The sequence below is a fragment of the Curtobacterium sp. Curtsp22 genome (assembly GCF_059492135.1).
On record NZ_CP168519.1, the window covers coordinates 3,747,870 to 3,764,069 of the forward strand.

Genomic DNA, 16,200 nt, shown 5'->3' on the forward strand with positions numbered 1-16,200 from the left:
TCGCATCGCGCAGGTCGCGCGTGACGATCTCGTAAGGAGCTCACGTGGCAAACGTGCTGGAGAAGGTCCTCCGCATCGGCGAAGGACGCACCCTCCGACGGCTGAAGGCGTACGCCTCGGCCATCAACGACCTCGAGGACGACTTCGCGAGCCTCACCGACGAGGAACTCCAGGACGAGACCAAGGAGCTCCGCGAGCGCTACGCGAACGGCGAGACCCTCGACGACCTGCTGCCCGAGGCGTTCGCCGCCGTGCGGGAAGCAGCGAAGCGCACCCTCGGCATGCGGCACTTCGACGTGCAGCTCATGGGCGGTGCCGCGCTGCACCTCGGCAACATCGCCGAGATGAAGACCGGTGAAGGCAAGACCCTCGTCGCCACGACGGCCGCGTACCTCAACGCCATCCCGTCGCGCGGCGTGCACGTCATCACCGTCAACGACTTCCTCGCGTCGTACCAGTCCGAGCTCATGGGCCGCGTGTTCCGTGCGCTCGGCATGACGACCGGCTGCATCATCGCGAACCAGTCCCCGGCCGAGCGTCGCGAGCAGTACGCCGCCGACATCACCTACGGCACGAACAACGAGTTCGGCTTCGACTACCTCCGCGACAACATGGCGTGGCAGGCATCCGACATGGTGCAGCGCGGCCACTTCTTCGCGATCGTGGACGAGGTCGACTCGATCCTCATCGACGAGGCCCGCACGCCGCTCATCATCTCCGGTCCCTCCTCGGGCGAGGCGAACCGCTGGTTCACCGAGTTCGCGTCGATCGCGACCCGCCTCACCCCGGGCGAGGACTACGAGGTCGACGAGAAGAAGCGCACCGTCGGCGTGCTCGAGCCCGGCATCGAGAAGGTCGAGGACTACCTCGGCATCGACAACCTGTACGAGTCGGCGAACACCCCGCTCATCTCGTTCCTGAACAACTCGATCAAGGCCGTCGCCCTCTTCAAGCGTGACAAGGACTACGTCGTGATGAACGGCGAGGTGCTCATCGTCGACGAGCACACCGGCCGCATCCTGATGGGCCGCCGCTACAACGAGGGCATCCACCAGGCGATCGAGGCGAAGGAGAAGGTCGAGGTCAAGGCCGAGAACCAGACCCTCGCCACGGTCACGCTGCAGAACTACTTCCGCCTCTACCAGAAGCTGTCCGGCATGACCGGTACGGCCGAGACCGAAGCGGCCGAGTTCATGTCGACGTACAAGCTCGGCGTGGTCCCCATCCCGACGAACAAGCCGATGCAGCGCATCGACCAGACCGACCTCGTCTACAAGAACGAGAAGGCGAAGTTCGAGCAGGTCGCCGAGGACATCGCCGAGCGCCACGAGAAGGGCCAGCCGGTCCTCGTCGGCACCACGAGCGTCGAGAAGTCCGAGTACCTGTCGAAGCTCCTCGCGAAGAAGGGCGTCAAGCACGAGGTCCTCAACGCGAAGAACCACGCGCGTGAGGCCGCGATCGTCGCCCAGGCCGGTCGACTCGGCGCCGTGACGGTCGCGACGAACATGGCCGGTCGCGGTACCGACATCATGCTCGGCGGCAACTCGGAGTTCCTCGCCGTGCAGGAGATGCACGCCAAGGGGCTGTCCCCGACGGAGACGCCGGAAGAGTACGAGGCCGCGTGGGACGACGTGTTCGACCGCGTCAAGGCCGAGATCAAGGACGAGGCCGACAAGGTGCGCGAGGTCGGCGGCCTCTACGTCCTCGGCACCGAGCGCCACGAGTCCCGTCGCATCGACAACCAGCTGCGCGGTCGATCCGGCCGTCAGGGCGACCCCGGCGAGAGCCGGTTCTACCTGTCGCTCACCGACGACCTCATGCGCTTGTTCAACTCCGGTGCCGCAGAGAGCCTGATGGGCCGCTCGAACGTCCCGGACGACCTCGCGATCGAGAACAAGCTCGTCGGCCGTGCGATCCGGTCGGCCCAGGCGCAGGTCGAGGGCCGCAACGCCGAGATCCGCAAGAACGTCCTGAAGTACGACGACGTCCTCAACCGCCAGCGCGAAGCGATCTACAGCGACCGCCGCCACATCCTCGAGGGCGACGACATCCACGACCGTGCGCAGTCGTTCCTCAAGAGCGTCGTCGACGACGTGATCGACTCCCACACCGCCGAGGGCAACGCGGACGACTGGGACCTCGACGCCATGTGGACCGAGCTCGGGACCCTGTACCCGATCTCGATCTCCATCGACGAGGTCATCACCGAGGCCGGCTCGAAGGGCAAGGCCTCGCGCGAGTTCCTCGGCCGCGAGATCCTCTCCGACGCCAAGCTCGCCTACCAGCAGCGCGAGGAACTCCTCGGTGACGAAGCCATGCGTGAGCTCGAGCGCCGTGTCGTCCTCTCCGTGATCGACCGCCGCTGGCGCGACCACCTCTACGAGATGGACTACCTCAAGGACGGCATCGGCCTCCGTGCGATGGCACAGCGCGACCCGCTGGTCGAGTACCAGCGCGAGGGCTACGCGCTCTTCCAGAGCATGATGGGCCAGATCCGCGAAGAGTCGGTCGGCTACCTCTTCAACCTCGAGGTGCAGGTCCAGTCCGACGGCGAGAACGCCGTGATCGAGGCCAAGGGCCTCGGCGAGGACGAGGTCTCCGGTCTCGAGTACTCCGCTCCGTCGATCGACGGCGAGGTCGAGGTCCGCGACGAGCGCGGTCGCCTCGAGCAGGCCGCGACCGCGCGGGCGCAGAAGGCGCAGGCCGAGGCCGAGGCGGCCGCCGGGCCGGAGCAGGGCTCCGCGTTCGGCAATGCCGCGACCGCGTCCGGCCAGGCTGCCGCGGGCAACCGCGCCGAGCGTCGTCAGGCCGCCAAGAAGGGCTGACGCGACCACGTCCGGACAGGAGGCGCGGTGCCGGCTGGCACCGCGCCTCCCGTCCGTTCCCCGTCACGTCTCGGGCGTCACAGGACCCCGACCGCCGTCGCGCGCCAGCGACCCTGCCGTTCCTCCAGGCGCATCGCGACCGCACGGGCGTGACTGCGCGTGTGCACGACGACCGTCGCCTCGGCGACCCCGTCGGCGGGGCGGCACACGATCACGCTGCCGACCCGGAGCAGCGCTCGTCCGCGCGACCGGCTGCCGAGCTGCCGGGCCCGCGCCGCCACCGCCGCCCGCTGTTGCAGGTGCCGGTGCACCTCGTCGGTGATCCACCGGGCGATGCTGTCGACCTCGCGTGACCCCGTCAGGATCTCGGCGACGCAGAGGCCGAGCGCGCGAGCGGTGTCCTCGACGTCGGTCGGTGGCGGTACCGCGCTGAGTCGCGGGACGTCCCCCATCGGCTCTGCGTCATCGATCCGGCGTGCTTCCTCGGCCACCCCTGCCCCTTTCGTCGGGGCTGAGCGTAGAGCGAGTACAACATGAGAAATATGACTGCCCTCCAGCCTGTGGAGAGAGCGGAGTTGTCCACAGTGGTGCGCACCTAGACTGGGCGGGTGTCGACCCTCAGTGACCTCGTCCTCGCGCAAGGCCGTTCCTCCGAAGCCGACGTGGAGTGGCTCCACCTGCTCGTCGGGGACTGGCAGCTGCTCGCCGACCTGTCCTTCGCGGACATGGTCCTCTGGGTCCCGACCGCCGAGGACGGCTCGTTCGTGGCGGTGGCGCACGCTCGCCCGAGTTCCGCGGCGACGCTCTTCTACCGCGACATCGTCGGGCAGGAGATCCGCGAGGAGTGGCGCGAACAGGTCACCGAGAGCTTCGTCGGCGCGAAGGTCGTCGACTCCGCCGAGCCGGACTGGTACGAGGACACCCCGACGCGCGTCCGGGCGATCCCGGTGCTCCGGCGGCTGAGCGCGAACAGCGCTGAGACGACCGAGCGCCCGATCGCGGTCGTGACGCGGCACTCGAACCAGGACGAGATGCGCACCCCGAGCCGCCAGGAGCTCAACTTCACCGCGAGCGCGAACGACCTGTTCGGCATGATCGCCACGGGTGACTTCCCTGACATCGGTGCGCCGGCCGGACCCCGACGCGGTGCACCGCGCGCCAGCGACGGCCTGCTCCGCCTCGACACGAACGGGATCGTCACGTTCGCCAGCCCGAACGGCCTCAGCGCCTTCAACCGGATGGGCTTCGAGGGCGAGCTCGAGCGGAAGTCCCTCGCCGAGGTCACGACCGAGCTCATCGGTGCGCAGCTCGACGTCGACGAGTCGCTGCCCCTGGTCGTCACCGGCCGTGCCCCGTGGCGTGCCGACGTCGAGTCGAAGGGCGTCACGGTCTCGCTGCGGTCGATCCCGCTGCGCGACCACGGCGAGCGGATCGGTGCGATCGTCCTCTGCCGCGACGTCACCGAGCTGCGGCACCAGGAGCGCGAGCTCATCACCAAGGACGCGACGATCCGCGAGATCCACCACCGCGTGAAGAACAACCTGCAGACCGTGGCCTCGCTCCTGCGCATCCAGGCGCGCCGCACCCACTCGGACGAGGCCCGGACGTCGCTGCAGAACGCGATGCGCCGCGTGGCCGCGATCGCCGTCGTGCACGACACCCTGTCGACCGGCCTCAGCCAGAACGTCGACTTCGACGAGGTCTTCGACTCCGTGCTGAAGCTCGTGACCGAGGTCGCGGCGTCGCACAACACGACCGTCCGCCCGAAGAAGACCGGGGAGTTCGGGGTGCTGCCTTCCGAAGCGGCGACCCCGCTCGCGCTCGGGCTCACCGAGCTCGTCACGAACGCCGTCGAGCACGGGCTGGACGGCCGCGACGGCGAGGTCGAGATCGTGGCGGAGCGCTTCGACGACCACCTCGACATCCAGGTCCGCGACAACGGGCGGGGCCTGCCCGAGGGCAAGGTCGGGTCGGGCCTCGGGACGCAGATCGTCCGCACGCTGATCCAGGGCGAGCTCGGCGGCACCATCGACTGGCACACCCTGACCGGCAGCGGCACCGAGGTCACCATCACGATCCCGTTCCGCTGGCTGACGGCGACGCCGGGCGCCGCGTAGCGCGCTCCGCGCCCGCGCCGCGCGCTGCCTGGATGCGTGGGGCGCGCCCGCCAGGGCCGCGTCGAACCACGTTCCCGTCGTCGAACCGCCGTCCGGCCCTAGTTCGACGTCGGTCCCGTGGTTCGTCGCGCGGCCGCACAACGAAAGCACGTCCGAACCGCGCGGTGCCGCGGCGTCGCGTGCTTTCCGTGGTGCGGAGGCACGTGCAGCGGCCTGGAGGCGCGGCGTGCGCCCGCCAGGCCCGCGTCGAACCACGTTCCCGACGTCGAACCGCCGTCCGGCCCTGGTTCGACGTCGGTTCCGTGGTTCGCCGCGCGGCGCAGCGGGCGGCCGCACAACGGAAGTGCGTCCGAACCGCGCGATGGTGCGGCGTCGCGTGCTTTCCGTTGTGCGCAGGCATGCGCAACCGCCTGCAGCCGCGCCCCGCGCACGACGACGCCCGCCGGCCCCGGAGGGACGGCGGGCGTCAGGCGCGCAGCAGGCGCCGGGTCAGGAAGCGCGGCGAGCGCGGGCGGCGCGACGCTTCAGCGCGCGGCGCTCGTCCTCGCTCAGGCCACCCCAGACACCGGAGTCCTGGTTGTTCTCGAGGGCGTACTGCAGGCACATCTCGGTGACCGTGCAGCGAGCGCAGACCGACTTGGCCTTCTCGATCTGATCGACGGCCGGTCCGGTGTTCCCGACGGGGAAGAAGAGCTCGGGGTCCGCGGTGAGGCAGGCTGCCTGGTCACGCCAGTCCATGTGTGGTGCTCCTTGAAATCGATGCTCGAACGGCAGGCCGGGGCCGTGGTTCGGGGATCGGAACGCTGAGCATGCGCGAGGCACGAGGGGACACCCGTGGGGGAGGAGTCCGCTGGAAGCGAGTCTGACGCCCGCAGAACGCTCGGGGGAGGAGCGTCGAACCACGGGAGACGCACACCACATCGTGCCGTCCAAACGACCTCGAATATCGTTCCATACTGGTAGGGCCAAATCAAGGGTTCCGACGCTGGAGGAATGCTGTGCCCGACACCACCCCGACCGAGCCCGACCACGTCGAGCGGCGGTCGCCTGCCCTCCTGGCGCTCCTCGTCGTCGTCGGACTCGAGTTCGTCGCCCTCGTCGTCGTGACGATCGTCCTCATCGTCGAACTCATCGTCGCGCCGGCCACGAGCATCGCGTCCGGGATCGCGCTGACGGTCCTCGCGGCCATCGCGGCGCTCTGGCTCGGCTCCCTGTTCATCGGCCTCCGCAACCGTCGTCCGTGGGTGCGGTCCGGGATCATCGTCTGGCAGGTCCTGCAGGGTGCGCTCGCGATCGGGGCGTTCCAGGGCGTGTTCCGCGTGCCCGCCGTCGGCTGGTTCCTGCTCATCCCCGCGCTGCTGGGCATCACGCTGGTGCTGTCGCGACCGGTGACGGACGCGCTCGCCCGTCCGGTCGAGTAGACGGTCCCGATCCACGGACGGGAGGCGCAGTGCCAGCTGGCACCGCGCCTCCCGTCCGTCGATCAGTCGGCTCTCAGACCAGGCCGAGCTTCTTCCGCAGGCTCGCCACGTGCCCCGTCGCCTTGACGTTGTAGAGCGGCAGCTGCACGGTGCCGTCCTCGTCGACCACGATCGTGGAGCGGATCGTGCCGGTGACGATCTTCCCGTAGTTGTTCTTCTCGCCCCAGGCGCCGTACGCCTTGTGCACGGCGAGGTCCGGGTCGCTCAGCAGCGGGAAGGTCAGGGCCTGCTCGTGCTGGAAGGTCTTGAGCGCCGGCAGGTCGTCCTTCGAGACGCCGAGCACCTCGTACCCGGCGGCCTGCAGCGAGGACATGTTGTCGCGGAAGTCGCACGCCTCGGTGGTGCACCCCGGCGTCGACGCTGCCGGGTAGAAGTACACGATGACCTTCTTCCCACGCAGGCCCGAGAGGGAGTGCTCGGTGCCGTCCTGGTCCGGCAGGGTGAAGTCGGGGGCGGTGTCGCCGGCGGCGAGACGGTCGGTCATGGGGCTCCTGTTCGTGGTCCGTGCCCCGAGTGGTCAAGAGCACGCGAAACCCATGCTATTGTTGTTTCCCGTTGCAGCACGGAAGCGCAACATGCACCTCTAGCTCAATTGGCAGAGCAACTGACTCTTAATCAGTGGGTTCTCGGTTCAAGTCCGAGGGGGTGCACCAGCAAGGCCCCGACTCATCGAGTCGGGGCCTTCGTCGTTCCCGGCGCGCGGTGCCGCACGGTGAGACACGCCCGGAGTGCGATTCGGCCGCGACTCCGCGTGCGGATCAGTCGGCGGGGACGTCGACCACGCGCTCCTCGCCGATCACGGGGTCGAGCGCTCCCGCCGAGGTCGCGGCGAGGTCGGCACGCAGCGGTTCGATGCCGTCGCCCGGCACCCAGAGCTCGAACGTCGCGGCGGCGCCGTACGCGGGGTCGCCGAGCGTGGCTCCGTGGTGCCGGACCCAGTCGCGCAGCACGTTGTCGATCCGGCCGGCGTCGGCGTGCGGGACGTCCACCGTCACCCGGGTCAGTGCGCGCCGGTGCACGAGCGTCGCGCGGTCGAGTGCCTCGGACACCGAGGTCGAGTAGGCGCGGACGAGGCCGCCGGCACCGAGCTTCACGCCCCCGAAGTACCGCGTGACGACCGCGACGACGTCGGTCAGCCCGCGGCGCCGGAGCACCTCGAGCATCGGGACGCCGGCGGTCCCGGAGGGTTCACCGTCGTCGCTCGACCGCGCCTGGTCCCCGAGCACGCCGGTGACCATCGCGGTGCAGTTGTGCCGGGCGTCCCACCGCCGGTGGCGGACCTCGGCGATCACCCGGTCCGCGTCCGCGACCCCGGACACCGGCGCCACGGTCGTGATGAAGCGCGACTTCGTGATGACGATCTCGTGCTCGACCGGGGCGGCGACCGTGGACGGGTACGGGGTGCTCACACCGTCGAGGCTAGCGAGGTCCTCGTCGGCGGCTCGCGCTACCATGTCCTGCACGACGTGCGGCTGGGGAGGAGTCCGATCGACATGGCGACAGCAGATCCGAGGGGTGGCGTGCTCGACGCCGCGGAACTCGCGCGCCGGCTGAACCTCCTCCTCGACTTCGAGGAAGCGCAGCGCGGCGCCCCCGTCCCGTTCGCGGCGATCGAGGAGTACGTGGCGGCCCAGGGTGGCTCGCTGTCCCGGGCGAAGTGGACGTACATGCTCTCCGGCGACGGCCGTCGCAACCGTGACACCGGGCTGCTCCGCCTGCTCGCGGGCTTCTTCGAGGTCGACGAGCGCTTCCTGCTCGAGGACAGCGACGTCCCCGAGCGCATCGGCGCCCAGCTCGCCCTCGTCCGCTCCCTCCGATCGGCACGTGTCAGCGGGTTCGCCGCCCGGACCTTCCCCGGTGAGCTCTCGCCCGAGGCGCTCCGTCGCATCGCCGAGGTGCTCGAGGAGGAGTCCGCCCGGGGGAGCGTCGCATGAGCGCTCCGACCGACCTCGTCGAGGCGTTCTGGGCGCGCGGTGCGGCCGAGGGGTGGTCCGACGTCGACCAGGCCGTCGCCGCCGCGGCCGAGGTGGTCGGCAAGCCGATCGTCGTCCGTGAAGAGGCGTTCCTCGCCGCCGAGCCCGTGTGCGGCTTCGTGGCGACGCTCGAGCGGCAGCACCTGGTGATGATCTCCCCGACGGCCTCGCGGACGTTCCGGTCGTTCGTCATCGGCCACGAACTCGGCCACATCCTGCACCGCCACCAGGACCACGCACCGCAGGCGGCCTACATCCGCGACGTCATCCCGGACCTGCCCGAGTACAAGGTCGAGCGGGCACTCGCCCGCGGGCTGTTCTCGAACGAGTACGAGCACGAGGCCGAGGTCTTCGCCGACCGGCTCGCCGGGCTCATCCGCGGCCACCGCGACCGTCCGAGCGCGTTCCGCGGGGTGTTCGGGTGATCGTCTCCCTCGTCCAGGCGCTGCTCCTGATCGCGGGCACGGTCACGCTGTTCGTCCTGCAGCGCGGGCAGGACCGCACGCTCGCGGTCACCTTCCTGCTGTTCGCCGCGACGATCGTCACGAACGTCGACCCGCTGTACCGGTGGCTCGATCCGCTGTTCGGCGGGTTCAACGTGGTCACGGTCGTCAGCGACTGCCTGATGGTCGCGGGGACGAGCACCCTGCTCTGGGGTGTGGCGAAGGCCGTCGGTGCCGCGCGGCCGTGGCTCCGGAACGCGATCGTCGTGACGTGCGCGGTCGTCGTCGTGGTGGTCATCGTGGCGTTCACCGTCCTCGACAAGCCCGCGACGACGACGACCTTCATGCTCGACGCCGGATCGCACCCGGCGGCGACGGTCTACTCGATCGCGCAGACGGTCTACCTCGGGGTGGCGCTCGGCGCGACCGGACTCATCTGCGTCCTGCACCTGCGTGAGGCCCGCACCACCACCGACCTCGTCGGCCTGTGGGTCCTCGTGCTCGGTGGGGTCCTCGGTGTCGTGCGGATGGTCGTCGTCGTGGTGATGGACCTCGCGCACGTCCTGGGCGACCTCGGCCTCACCCGGGCCCTCGCGCTGCCCTACGACGTCACGACCCCGGGTGCGGTGATCTGCGTGTCGTCCGGGATGCTCCTGCTCGTCATCGGCCACCAGGTCTCCCGTCGTCGGCGCTCCCGTCGGGTGGAGACCGCCCTGCGCGCCCTCACGCCGTTGCACGCGCGGATCGGCACCGACAACGCCTACCCCGACTCCGGCGATCCGGCGACGCGGCTCAGTCGGCTCATCGTCGAGATCAACGACGGCGCCCGTCGCGCCCGGCAGCCGCTGAGCGAGTCGGAGCAGCGGGCCCTGGCCGACGCCGAAGCGGCCCTCGACGCGGCGTAGCGCCAGTCGTTACCAGAACGGGACATCGATCCCACTGGATGGGTCGACGTCGTCCGGGCCGCCGTGTAGGGTCTGTAGCAGGTGCTACACGCGATGTGGCAGCACGGGGTGGGACTCGGCCGCGTTGGGGGCGGCCGAGCACCACCGGCCCGTGCCCGCGGTGTCTAGGATCGTCGGGTGACCGTCTTCGCAGCCCTCGTCCTGTTCATCGGTGCCGTCTTCAACGTCGTCACCTGGCCGCGCTTCTTCCAGCGGGTCGCGAAGGACTCCCGGGCGCGTGACGCCGCCGGCAAGCCGACGACGTTCTACACGGTGCACCTCGTGCTGCTGCTCATCGCGCTGGCGATCGCCGTCGCGGCCGTCGTCGCGGGGATCCTGCTGCTCGTCTGAGCCGGTCCCGACCGGCCTCGCCGGACCCGGCCGGCTGCGAGCGTGTCCGTCGCCGAGGGAGCAGGATCGGCGCTGGTACCGTCGCCGCCGGAGGCCGGGCCAGAACCCGAATCCGTCCCGGGACCCGGCGACGACGGGGCTGTGGACGCGACCCGGTGCCGGCCAGGAGGCGCGGTGCGGGCCCGCACCGCGCCTCCTGGCCCGCGACCGGTCGCGTCCAGGACGCTTCAGGCCTGCTTCAGCGGCGCACGGCAGGATCGGGACATGCGTGTCCTGGTGGTCGACGACGAGGTGCGGCTCGCCGACGGCGTCCGTCGCGGGCTGGAAGCCGAGGGGTGGGCGGTCGACGTCGCTCACGACGGCGTCGACGGACTGTGGCACGCCCGCGAGTTCGGCTACGACGCGATCGTGCTCGACCTGATGATGCCCGGCCTCAGCGGCTGGGCCGTGTGCGCGCAGCTCCGTGCCGACGGCGACTGGACGCCCGTCCTCATGCTGACGGCGAAGGACGGCGAGTGGGACCAGGTCGAGGCGCTCGACGCCGGGGCCGACGACTACGTGACGAAGCCGTTCTCGCACCCGGTCCTCGTGGCGAGGCTGCGTGCCCTGGTGCGCCGAGGTGCGCGCGAGCGCCCGGCGGTCCTGACGCTCGGCGACCTCGTCGTCGACCCGGCCGCCCGGAGGGTGTCCCGGGCGTCGACGCCCGTCGAGCTGACGAGTCGCGAGTTCGCCGTCCTCGAGTTCCTGGCGCGCCGCGCGGGCGAGGTCTGCTCGAAGCGCGACGTCATCGAGAACGTGTGGGACGTCGACTTCGACGGCGACCCGAACATCGTCGAGGTGTACGTCGGACACCTGCGTCGGAAGGTCGACCGGCCGTTCGGTCGCACCGCGATCGAGACCGTGCGCGGCGCCGGCTACCGGTTGGCGGCGGACGGTGGCTGACGGCGGCCGTCGGCGCTTCCGGTCCGTCCGGGCGCGGACCACCCTCGGGGCGGTCGTCGTCGTGCTCGCGGCGCTGCTCCTCGGTGCGGCGGCGTTCGTCGTCGTGCTCCGCCTCGTCCTCCTCGACGGGGTGCGGACCACGGCGGAGTCGGGGCTCGAGCAGGCCTCGGCGCGGGTCGAGGCCGACGGCGCCGGGGTCGTGAGCGGGTACGAGGACGTCCTCGTACAGGTCGTCGGGGACGACGGGTCGGTCCTCGCCCACGGGGACGACGCCGATCCGCCGGCGCTCCCGACGACCGACGAGTCCCGCTGGACCCACGACGGCGAGCGGTGGCTGCTCGTCGCCGATGACGTCGACCTGCCCGGCGGCGGGGATGCGACGCTGGTCTACGGGGTCTCCCTCGACCAGACCGACGCCGCCGTCGGTGCCGCGGTCGCGCTGCTGGCCGCGGGCGTCCCGGTGCTCGTGCTCGTGATGGGGGCCGTCACGTGGGTGGTCACCGGCCGGTCGCTCCGCCCGGTCGAACGCATGCGCACCGAGGTCGAGACGATCCGCGCGGCACGACCGGACGCCCGGGTCGCCGTCCCGGACACCGGCGACGAGATCGCCCGGCTCGCCGCGACCATGAACACCATGCTCGACCGGCTCGACCGTTCCGCCGCGGGGCAGCGGCGGTTCGTCTCCGACGCCTCCCACGAGCTGCGGTCGCCGATCGCGACCATCCGCCAGCACGCCGAGGTCGCCGCGGCGCACCCCGACCGCGCCGACGTCGTCGAGCTGTCCGAGGTGGTGCGCTCGGAGGCGCTCCGGCTGCAGGACCTCGTGACGGGCCTCCTCGAGCTCTCACGGCTCGACGAGGGCGACGTGGGCGTCCGGCGTCCGGTGGACCTCGACGACCTGGCGCTCGCCGCCGTGGCCCGGGCGCGTGGACGGCTCGGCGGGAGCACCGACGGGTCGATCCGGGTCGAGGGGTCCGGGATCGGGCCGGCCCGTGTCCTCGGGGACGAACGGCTCCTCGCCGCCGTGGTCCGCAACCTCGTCGACAACGCCGTCCGGCACGCCGAGGGTCGGGTCGTCGTCGCGCTCGCCGAGCAGGACGGACGCGCGGTCCTGACGGTGGACGACGACGGCGCGGGCATCGTCCCGGCGGACCGCGAGCGCGTGTTCGAACGCCTCGTCCGGCTCGACGAGGCGCGCAGCCGGGACGTGGGCGGCGCGGGGCTCGGCCTCGCGATCGTCCAGGACGCGGTCCGGGCGCACGGCGGGGACGTCGTCGTGACGGACTCGCCGCTCGGCGGTGCCCGGTTCGCGGTCCGCATCGCACTCGGCGGCTGACCAGGGGGCTTCAGCCGTGCTTCAGCACCCGCCCGGAACCCTGGTCGCATGAACGCACTCCGCACCACCACAGCCCGCTCCACCCGTCGCGTCGCCGGCATCGCCGCCCTGCCGCTCGTGGCGTCCCTCGCCCTCGTCGGGTGCTCCACCGCGCAGTCCGACGGGGGATCGTCCACGTCGTCGTCGTCGTCCTCGTCCGGATCGGCGTCCGGCGGCGCGACCGCTGCGTCCGCCACGTCGAACGACGCCCTGCGTGCCGCCGTCGCCACCGCCCGTGACGCCGTGGGGTCTGGCACTGTGATCTCGGTCGAGCAGGAGCAGAACGGCACCGCGTACGAAGTGCTGGTCGTCACCGACGACGGCACCGAGCACGAGGTGCACACGAACGAGGCCGGCACGGCGGTGTCCGGATCGCCGCGGACCGAGACCTCGGACGCCGACGACCGGGCCGAGAACGAGCGCTTCACGGCCGCGGCCGACCTGACCGTGGACGACGCGGTCGGCCGGTTCGAGGACCTGCACGCCGGCACGATCACCGAGCTCGGGCTCGACGACCACCTCGGGAAGGTCGTCTGGGAGGGCGACGTCCGCGACGCCTCGGGCACGAAGCACAGCGTCCGCCTCGACGCGGGCACCGGCAAGGTCGTCACGGACGAGGTCGACACCGACGACTGAGCCGTGGAGGGCTCGGGCGCGAGGGCGTCGGTGGTCCGCGGTAGACCTGGGGCATCCGGCCACGCGCCGGCGGACCCGGGAACGACGATGACCGACCAGACCCCGCGCACGTACCCCCAGGGCGTCCCCAGCTGGATCGACGCCCGACAGCCGGACCCGGATGCGGCCCAGGCCTTCTACGGCGGGCTGTTCGGCTGGGACTTCGAGGAGCGACTCCCGCCGGGGGTGCCGGGCTCCTACCGCATCGTGTCGATCGACGGGCACGAGGTCGGTGCCGTCGCGTCGAGTGACGAGCCGGCCACGTGGCTCACGTACATCGCGGTCGACGACGCCGACGCCGTGGCCCGTCGCGTCACGGAGCTCGGCGGCACCGCTGGTCCCGCCGAGGACGCCGGACCTGGGGGAGCGGCCGGCCGCAGTGTCGACTGCGTCGATCCCCGTGGTGCCGCGTTCGGGCTCTGGCAGGCGCGTGCCCGACTCGGCGCCCAGCACATCAACGCCCCTGGTGGGTGGGTGTTCAGCGACCTCCGCTCGACCGATCCGGAGCAGGCGATCGGGTTCTACGAGCAGCTCTTCGGCTGGCAGGTCTCCGGCATCGAGGAAGGCCCGAGCGCGATGGTCCGGCTGCCCGGGTACGGCGACCACCTCGCGGCGACCTCGGACCCGGACATCCGCGAACGCCAGGTCGGCGCGCCCGAGGGGTTCGCCGACGTCATCGGCGCGCTCGACAAGCTCGACGCCGGTGCCGACGACTGGCACGTGTCGTTCAGCGTGGCGGACCGCGACGGTGCCGCAGCGCTCGCCGAACGGCTCGGTGGTCGGGTACTGGACTCGTGGGACGGCTTCTGGACCCGGGCCGCGGAGCTGCAGGACCCGCAGGGCGCGACGTTCCGCGTCACGCAGTTCGCGCCGCAGGACGGCTGAGTCTGCCCGGCTCAGGACGCGGACGGCAACGGCGCGCCGAGGGCTCGACGCAACGCCAGCCCGGCGACCTGCTCGTCCGTCGTGTCGAGCAGCACCCGGTAGGTCTCCCCGGGCGTGACGAACTCGACGCACACCGCGTCGAAGTCGCACGGTTCGATCCGCCACCCGCGCACGGACTCCATCGGCACCGGCGTCAGGGCGTCCCGCTCGTAGCTGGTCTCGGCGGCGACGCGGTCGTCGAACACCCGGACGCGGCCGAAGGTACCGCGCCAGGTGAGCTGGAGGTCGAGCGTGGGGGAGACAGATTGGTCCGGCACCCGCCGATCGTACCGACGGGTGCCGGACCCTCCTGCACGCCCAAGGCGCGCTGTTTCGCTATCCGGACACTCCGCCCGTCGCCGGTCGAGCCGACGGACGGGGGAGCGGCCGGTGATCAGGCCCGGTGGTCGTCCGAACCGGCATCCGGACCCGAGGACGCGTCCGAGCCCGCAGCCGGGGACCCGTCCGTGCCGGCGCCGCTCCGACGCACCTGGTTCGCCGGGTCCCGACCGGTCACCGGGTACGGACCCGTGATGCCCGAGCGGAGCGAGGCGATCCGGAGGATGCGGTCGCGCTGCAGGAACCAGCCGAGGATGAGCAGCGGGATCACGATGATGAGCGACGCGATCGTGTACGTGCCGATCGGGTAGTCGATCGCCATGAGCACGATGACGGTCGCGAGGAACACCAGCGTCAGCCAGGACGTGTACGGCGCCCCCGGCAGCTTGAACGACGGCTCCTTCGCGAGTCCCTGCTTCGCCCACGACCGCAGCTTCATCTGGCAGAGGATGATCGTGCCCCAGGCGGTGATGATGCCGAGGCTCGCGATGTTCAGGGCGATCTCGAACGCCTGCCCGGGGACGAACAGGTTGAGGATGACGCCGACCAGCGTGAACGCCGAGGTCAGCAGGATGCCGGCGAACGGCACGCCGCCCTTCGTCATCTTCGTGGTCCACTTCGGCGCGGAGCCGTTCATGCCCATCGAGTGGAGTGCGCGTCCGGTCGAGTAGAGCCCGGCGTTCAGCGACGACAGCGCCGCGGTGAGGACGACGAAGTTCATGATCGAGCCGACGACCTGGCCGACCTGCGGGTTGCCGATCGACGAGAAGAAGGTCACGAAGGGGCTGACGCCGTCCTTGTACGAGGTGTACGGCAGGAGCAGCGAGAGCAGGACGACCGACCCGACGTAGAACACCGCGATGCGGAAGACGACCGAGTTGATCGCGCGGGGGATGACCTTCTCGGTGTCCTGCGTCTCGCCGGACGCGGTGCCGACGAGCTCGATCGCGGCGTAGGCGAACACGACGCCCTGCACGACGAGGACCGCCGGGAGCAGACCGGTCGGGAAGAGGCCGCCGTTGTCAGCCCAGATCTTGAACCCGGTCCGGACCGTCTCGCCGCCCGTCTCGACGGGGAACGCGAACACGAGCCACACGAGCGCGACGATGAGGAAGGCCACCAGGGCGGCGACCTTGATGATCGCGAACCAGAACTCCAGCTCGCCGAAGACCTTCACGGCGACGAGGTTCGCGGCCAGCACGACGACGAGCGCCGCGAGGGCCAGCGCCCACTGCGGGATCGCGCGCGGTCCGGCCCAGTAGTGCAGGTAGAGCGCGACCGCGGTGGTGTCCACGATCGAGGTCATCGCCCAGTTGAGGAAGTACATCCACCCGGCGGCGTAGGCGAACTTCTCACCGAAGAACTCGCGGGCGTACGAGATGAACGACCCGGACGACGGACGGTGCAGCACGAGCTCACCGAGTGCCCGGAGGATGAAGAACGCGAAGATGCCCGCGATGAGGTACACGACCGCCAGGGCCGGCCCCGCGGTGTGCAGGCGACCGCCCGCACCGAGGAAGAGCCCTGTGCCGATCGCGCCGCCGATGGCGATCATCTGCAGTTGCCGGGGCTTCAGCCCGTGCTGGTAGCCCTCCTGCTCGTGCGAGAAGTCGTTCGCGGGCGCGCGGTCCACCCCGGTGTCGTTCTGCGCTGTCATGCGCGACACGCTACAGGTGCGTCGAACAGGGGTGGCACACAACCATGCGAGTCTCCTGAAAAGTAACGAGCCGGTCACGATCGCGATCCCCGCACCGATGGGCGACACGCCGTGAACGGGGTACACCGGTGCCGGGATTCCGGCGGACCCGGAT

17 protein-coding genes and 1 tRNA gene are annotated in these 16,200 nt (G+C 70.9%); 12 read left to right on the top strand and 6 right to left on the bottom strand.

Going from position 1 to position 16,200, the window contains the following annotated elements:
- Positions 1–44: 44 nt before the first annotated feature.
- Positions 45–2,825, top strand: a complete 2,781-nt coding sequence (gene secA / locus ACEN8D_RS18110) for a preprotein translocase subunit SecA (RefSeq protein WP_071294918.1) — start codon at positions 45–47, stop codon at positions 2,823–2,825.
- A gap of 77 nt (positions 2,826–2,902) precedes the next feature.
- On the opposite strand, the gene ACEN8D_RS18115 is transcribed toward secA, so the two are convergent.
- On the bottom strand, positions 2,903–3,316 hold the full coding sequence (locus ACEN8D_RS18115) for an Rv3235 family protein (RefSeq protein ID WP_083403212.1): 414 nt from the start codon (positions 3,314–3,316) through the stop codon (positions 2,903–2,905).
- A gap of 117 nt (positions 3,317–3,433) precedes the next feature.
- Here ACEN8D_RS18115 and ACEN8D_RS18120 point away from each other — a divergent pair, with 117 nt between their 5' ends.
- Positions 3,434–4,942, top strand: a complete 1,509-nt coding sequence (locus ACEN8D_RS18120) for a sensor histidine kinase (RefSeq protein ID WP_070418508.1) — start codon at positions 3,434–3,436, stop codon at positions 4,940–4,942.
- A gap of 489 nt (positions 4,943–5,431) precedes the next feature.
- On the opposite strand, the gene ACEN8D_RS18125 is transcribed toward ACEN8D_RS18120, so the two are convergent.
- Complete coding sequence (locus ACEN8D_RS18125; RefSeq protein WP_022904217.1) at positions 5,432–5,680, bottom strand: WhiB family transcriptional regulator; 249 nt, start codon at positions 5,678–5,680, stop codon at positions 5,432–5,434.
- Positions 5,681–5,940: 260 nt separating this feature from the next.
- Between ACEN8D_RS18125 and ACEN8D_RS18130 the strand changes: the two genes are divergently transcribed.
- Positions 5,941–6,363 carry a hypothetical protein gene (locus ACEN8D_RS18130; RefSeq protein WP_495601099.1) on the top strand — a complete coding sequence of 141 codons (423 nt, stop codon included), beginning with the start codon at positions 5,941–5,943 and terminating at the stop codon, positions 6,361–6,363.
- 73 nt (positions 6,364–6,436) lie between these two features.
- On the opposite strand, the gene bcp is transcribed toward ACEN8D_RS18130, so the two are convergent.
- Positions 6,437–6,907, bottom strand: a complete 471-nt coding sequence (gene bcp / locus ACEN8D_RS18135; protein WP_413399563.1) for a thioredoxin-dependent thiol peroxidase — start codon at positions 6,905–6,907, stop codon at positions 6,437–6,439.
- Positions 6,908–7,000: 93 nt separating this feature from the next.
- Here bcp and ACEN8D_RS18140 point away from each other — a divergent pair.
- Positions 7,001–7,076 (top strand) — tRNA-Lys (locus ACEN8D_RS18140).
- Between the two features lie 105 nt (positions 7,077–7,181).
- Here ACEN8D_RS18140 and ACEN8D_RS18145 read toward each other — a convergent pair.
- A complete protein-coding gene (locus ACEN8D_RS18145) occupies positions 7,182–7,832 on the bottom strand; it encodes an IMPACT family protein (RefSeq protein ID WP_413399562.1) in 651 nt (216 codons plus the stop codon).
- 84 nt (positions 7,833–7,916) lie between these two features.
- Here ACEN8D_RS18145 and ACEN8D_RS18150 point away from each other — a divergent pair, with 84 nt between their 5' ends.
- From ACEN8D_RS18150 to ACEN8D_RS18185, 8 genes are all read left to right on the top strand, one after another.
- The gene (locus tag ACEN8D_RS18150; RefSeq protein WP_070419521.1) at positions 7,917–8,357 is read left to right on the top strand and encodes a hypothetical protein; all 441 of its coding nucleotides are present in this window, start codon (positions 7,917–7,919) and stop codon (positions 8,355–8,357) included.
- Positions 8,354–8,821 (top strand): M48 family metalloprotease, encoded by a 468-nt coding sequence (locus tag ACEN8D_RS18155; protein WP_022905932.1) that lies wholly within the window; start codon positions 8,354–8,356, stop codon positions 8,819–8,821. The genes ACEN8D_RS18150 and ACEN8D_RS18155 overlap by 4 nt, the downstream gene beginning before the upstream one ends.
- Positions 8,818–9,744, top strand: coding sequence for a hypothetical protein (locus ACEN8D_RS18160; protein WP_309889517.1), 927 nt, complete (start codon positions 8,818–8,820; stop codon positions 9,742–9,744). Before ACEN8D_RS18155 ends, ACEN8D_RS18160 begins: the two co-directional genes overlap by 4 nt.
- Positions 9,745–9,921: 177 nt before the next feature.
- The gene (locus ACEN8D_RS18165) at positions 9,922–10,134 is read left to right on the top strand and encodes an SCO4848 family membrane protein (RefSeq protein ID WP_070418512.1); all 213 of its coding nucleotides are present in this window, start codon (positions 9,922–9,924) and stop codon (positions 10,132–10,134) included.
- Positions 10,135–10,398: 264 nt separating this feature from the next.
- Positions 10,399–11,076: a response regulator transcription factor gene (locus ACEN8D_RS18170; RefSeq protein ID WP_309889521.1), complete on the top strand. Its 678-nt coding sequence runs from the start codon at positions 10,399–10,401 to the stop codon at positions 11,074–11,076.
- Positions 11,069–12,412 (top strand): sensor histidine kinase, encoded by a 1,344-nt coding sequence (locus tag ACEN8D_RS18175; RefSeq protein ID WP_413398496.1) that lies wholly within the window; start codon positions 11,069–11,071, stop codon positions 12,410–12,412. Before ACEN8D_RS18170 ends, ACEN8D_RS18175 begins: the two co-directional genes overlap by 8 nt.
- Positions 12,413–12,460: 48 nt before the next feature.
- A complete protein-coding gene (locus ACEN8D_RS18180; RefSeq protein ID WP_413398497.1) occupies positions 12,461–13,087 on the top strand; it encodes a PepSY domain-containing protein in 627 nt (208 codons plus the stop codon).
- An 87-nt stretch (positions 13,088–13,174) separates the two neighbouring features.
- A complete protein-coding gene (locus ACEN8D_RS18185) occupies positions 13,175–14,011 on the top strand; it encodes a VOC family protein (RefSeq protein WP_413398498.1) in 837 nt (278 codons plus the stop codon).
- Between the two features lie 11 nt (positions 14,012–14,022).
- Here the strand turns inward: ACEN8D_RS18185 and ACEN8D_RS18190 are convergent, their stop codons facing one another.
- Positions 14,023–14,328, bottom strand: a complete 306-nt coding sequence (locus tag ACEN8D_RS18190) for a hypothetical protein (protein WP_261646670.1) — start codon at positions 14,326–14,328, stop codon at positions 14,023–14,025.
- 116 nt (positions 14,329–14,444) lie between these two features.
- Positions 14,445–16,046 carry an amino acid permease gene (locus ACEN8D_RS18195; protein ID WP_413398499.1) on the bottom strand — a complete coding sequence of 534 codons (1,602 nt, stop codon included), beginning with the start codon at positions 16,044–16,046 and terminating at the stop codon, positions 14,445–14,447.
- Positions 16,047–16,200 lie beyond the last annotated feature (154 nt).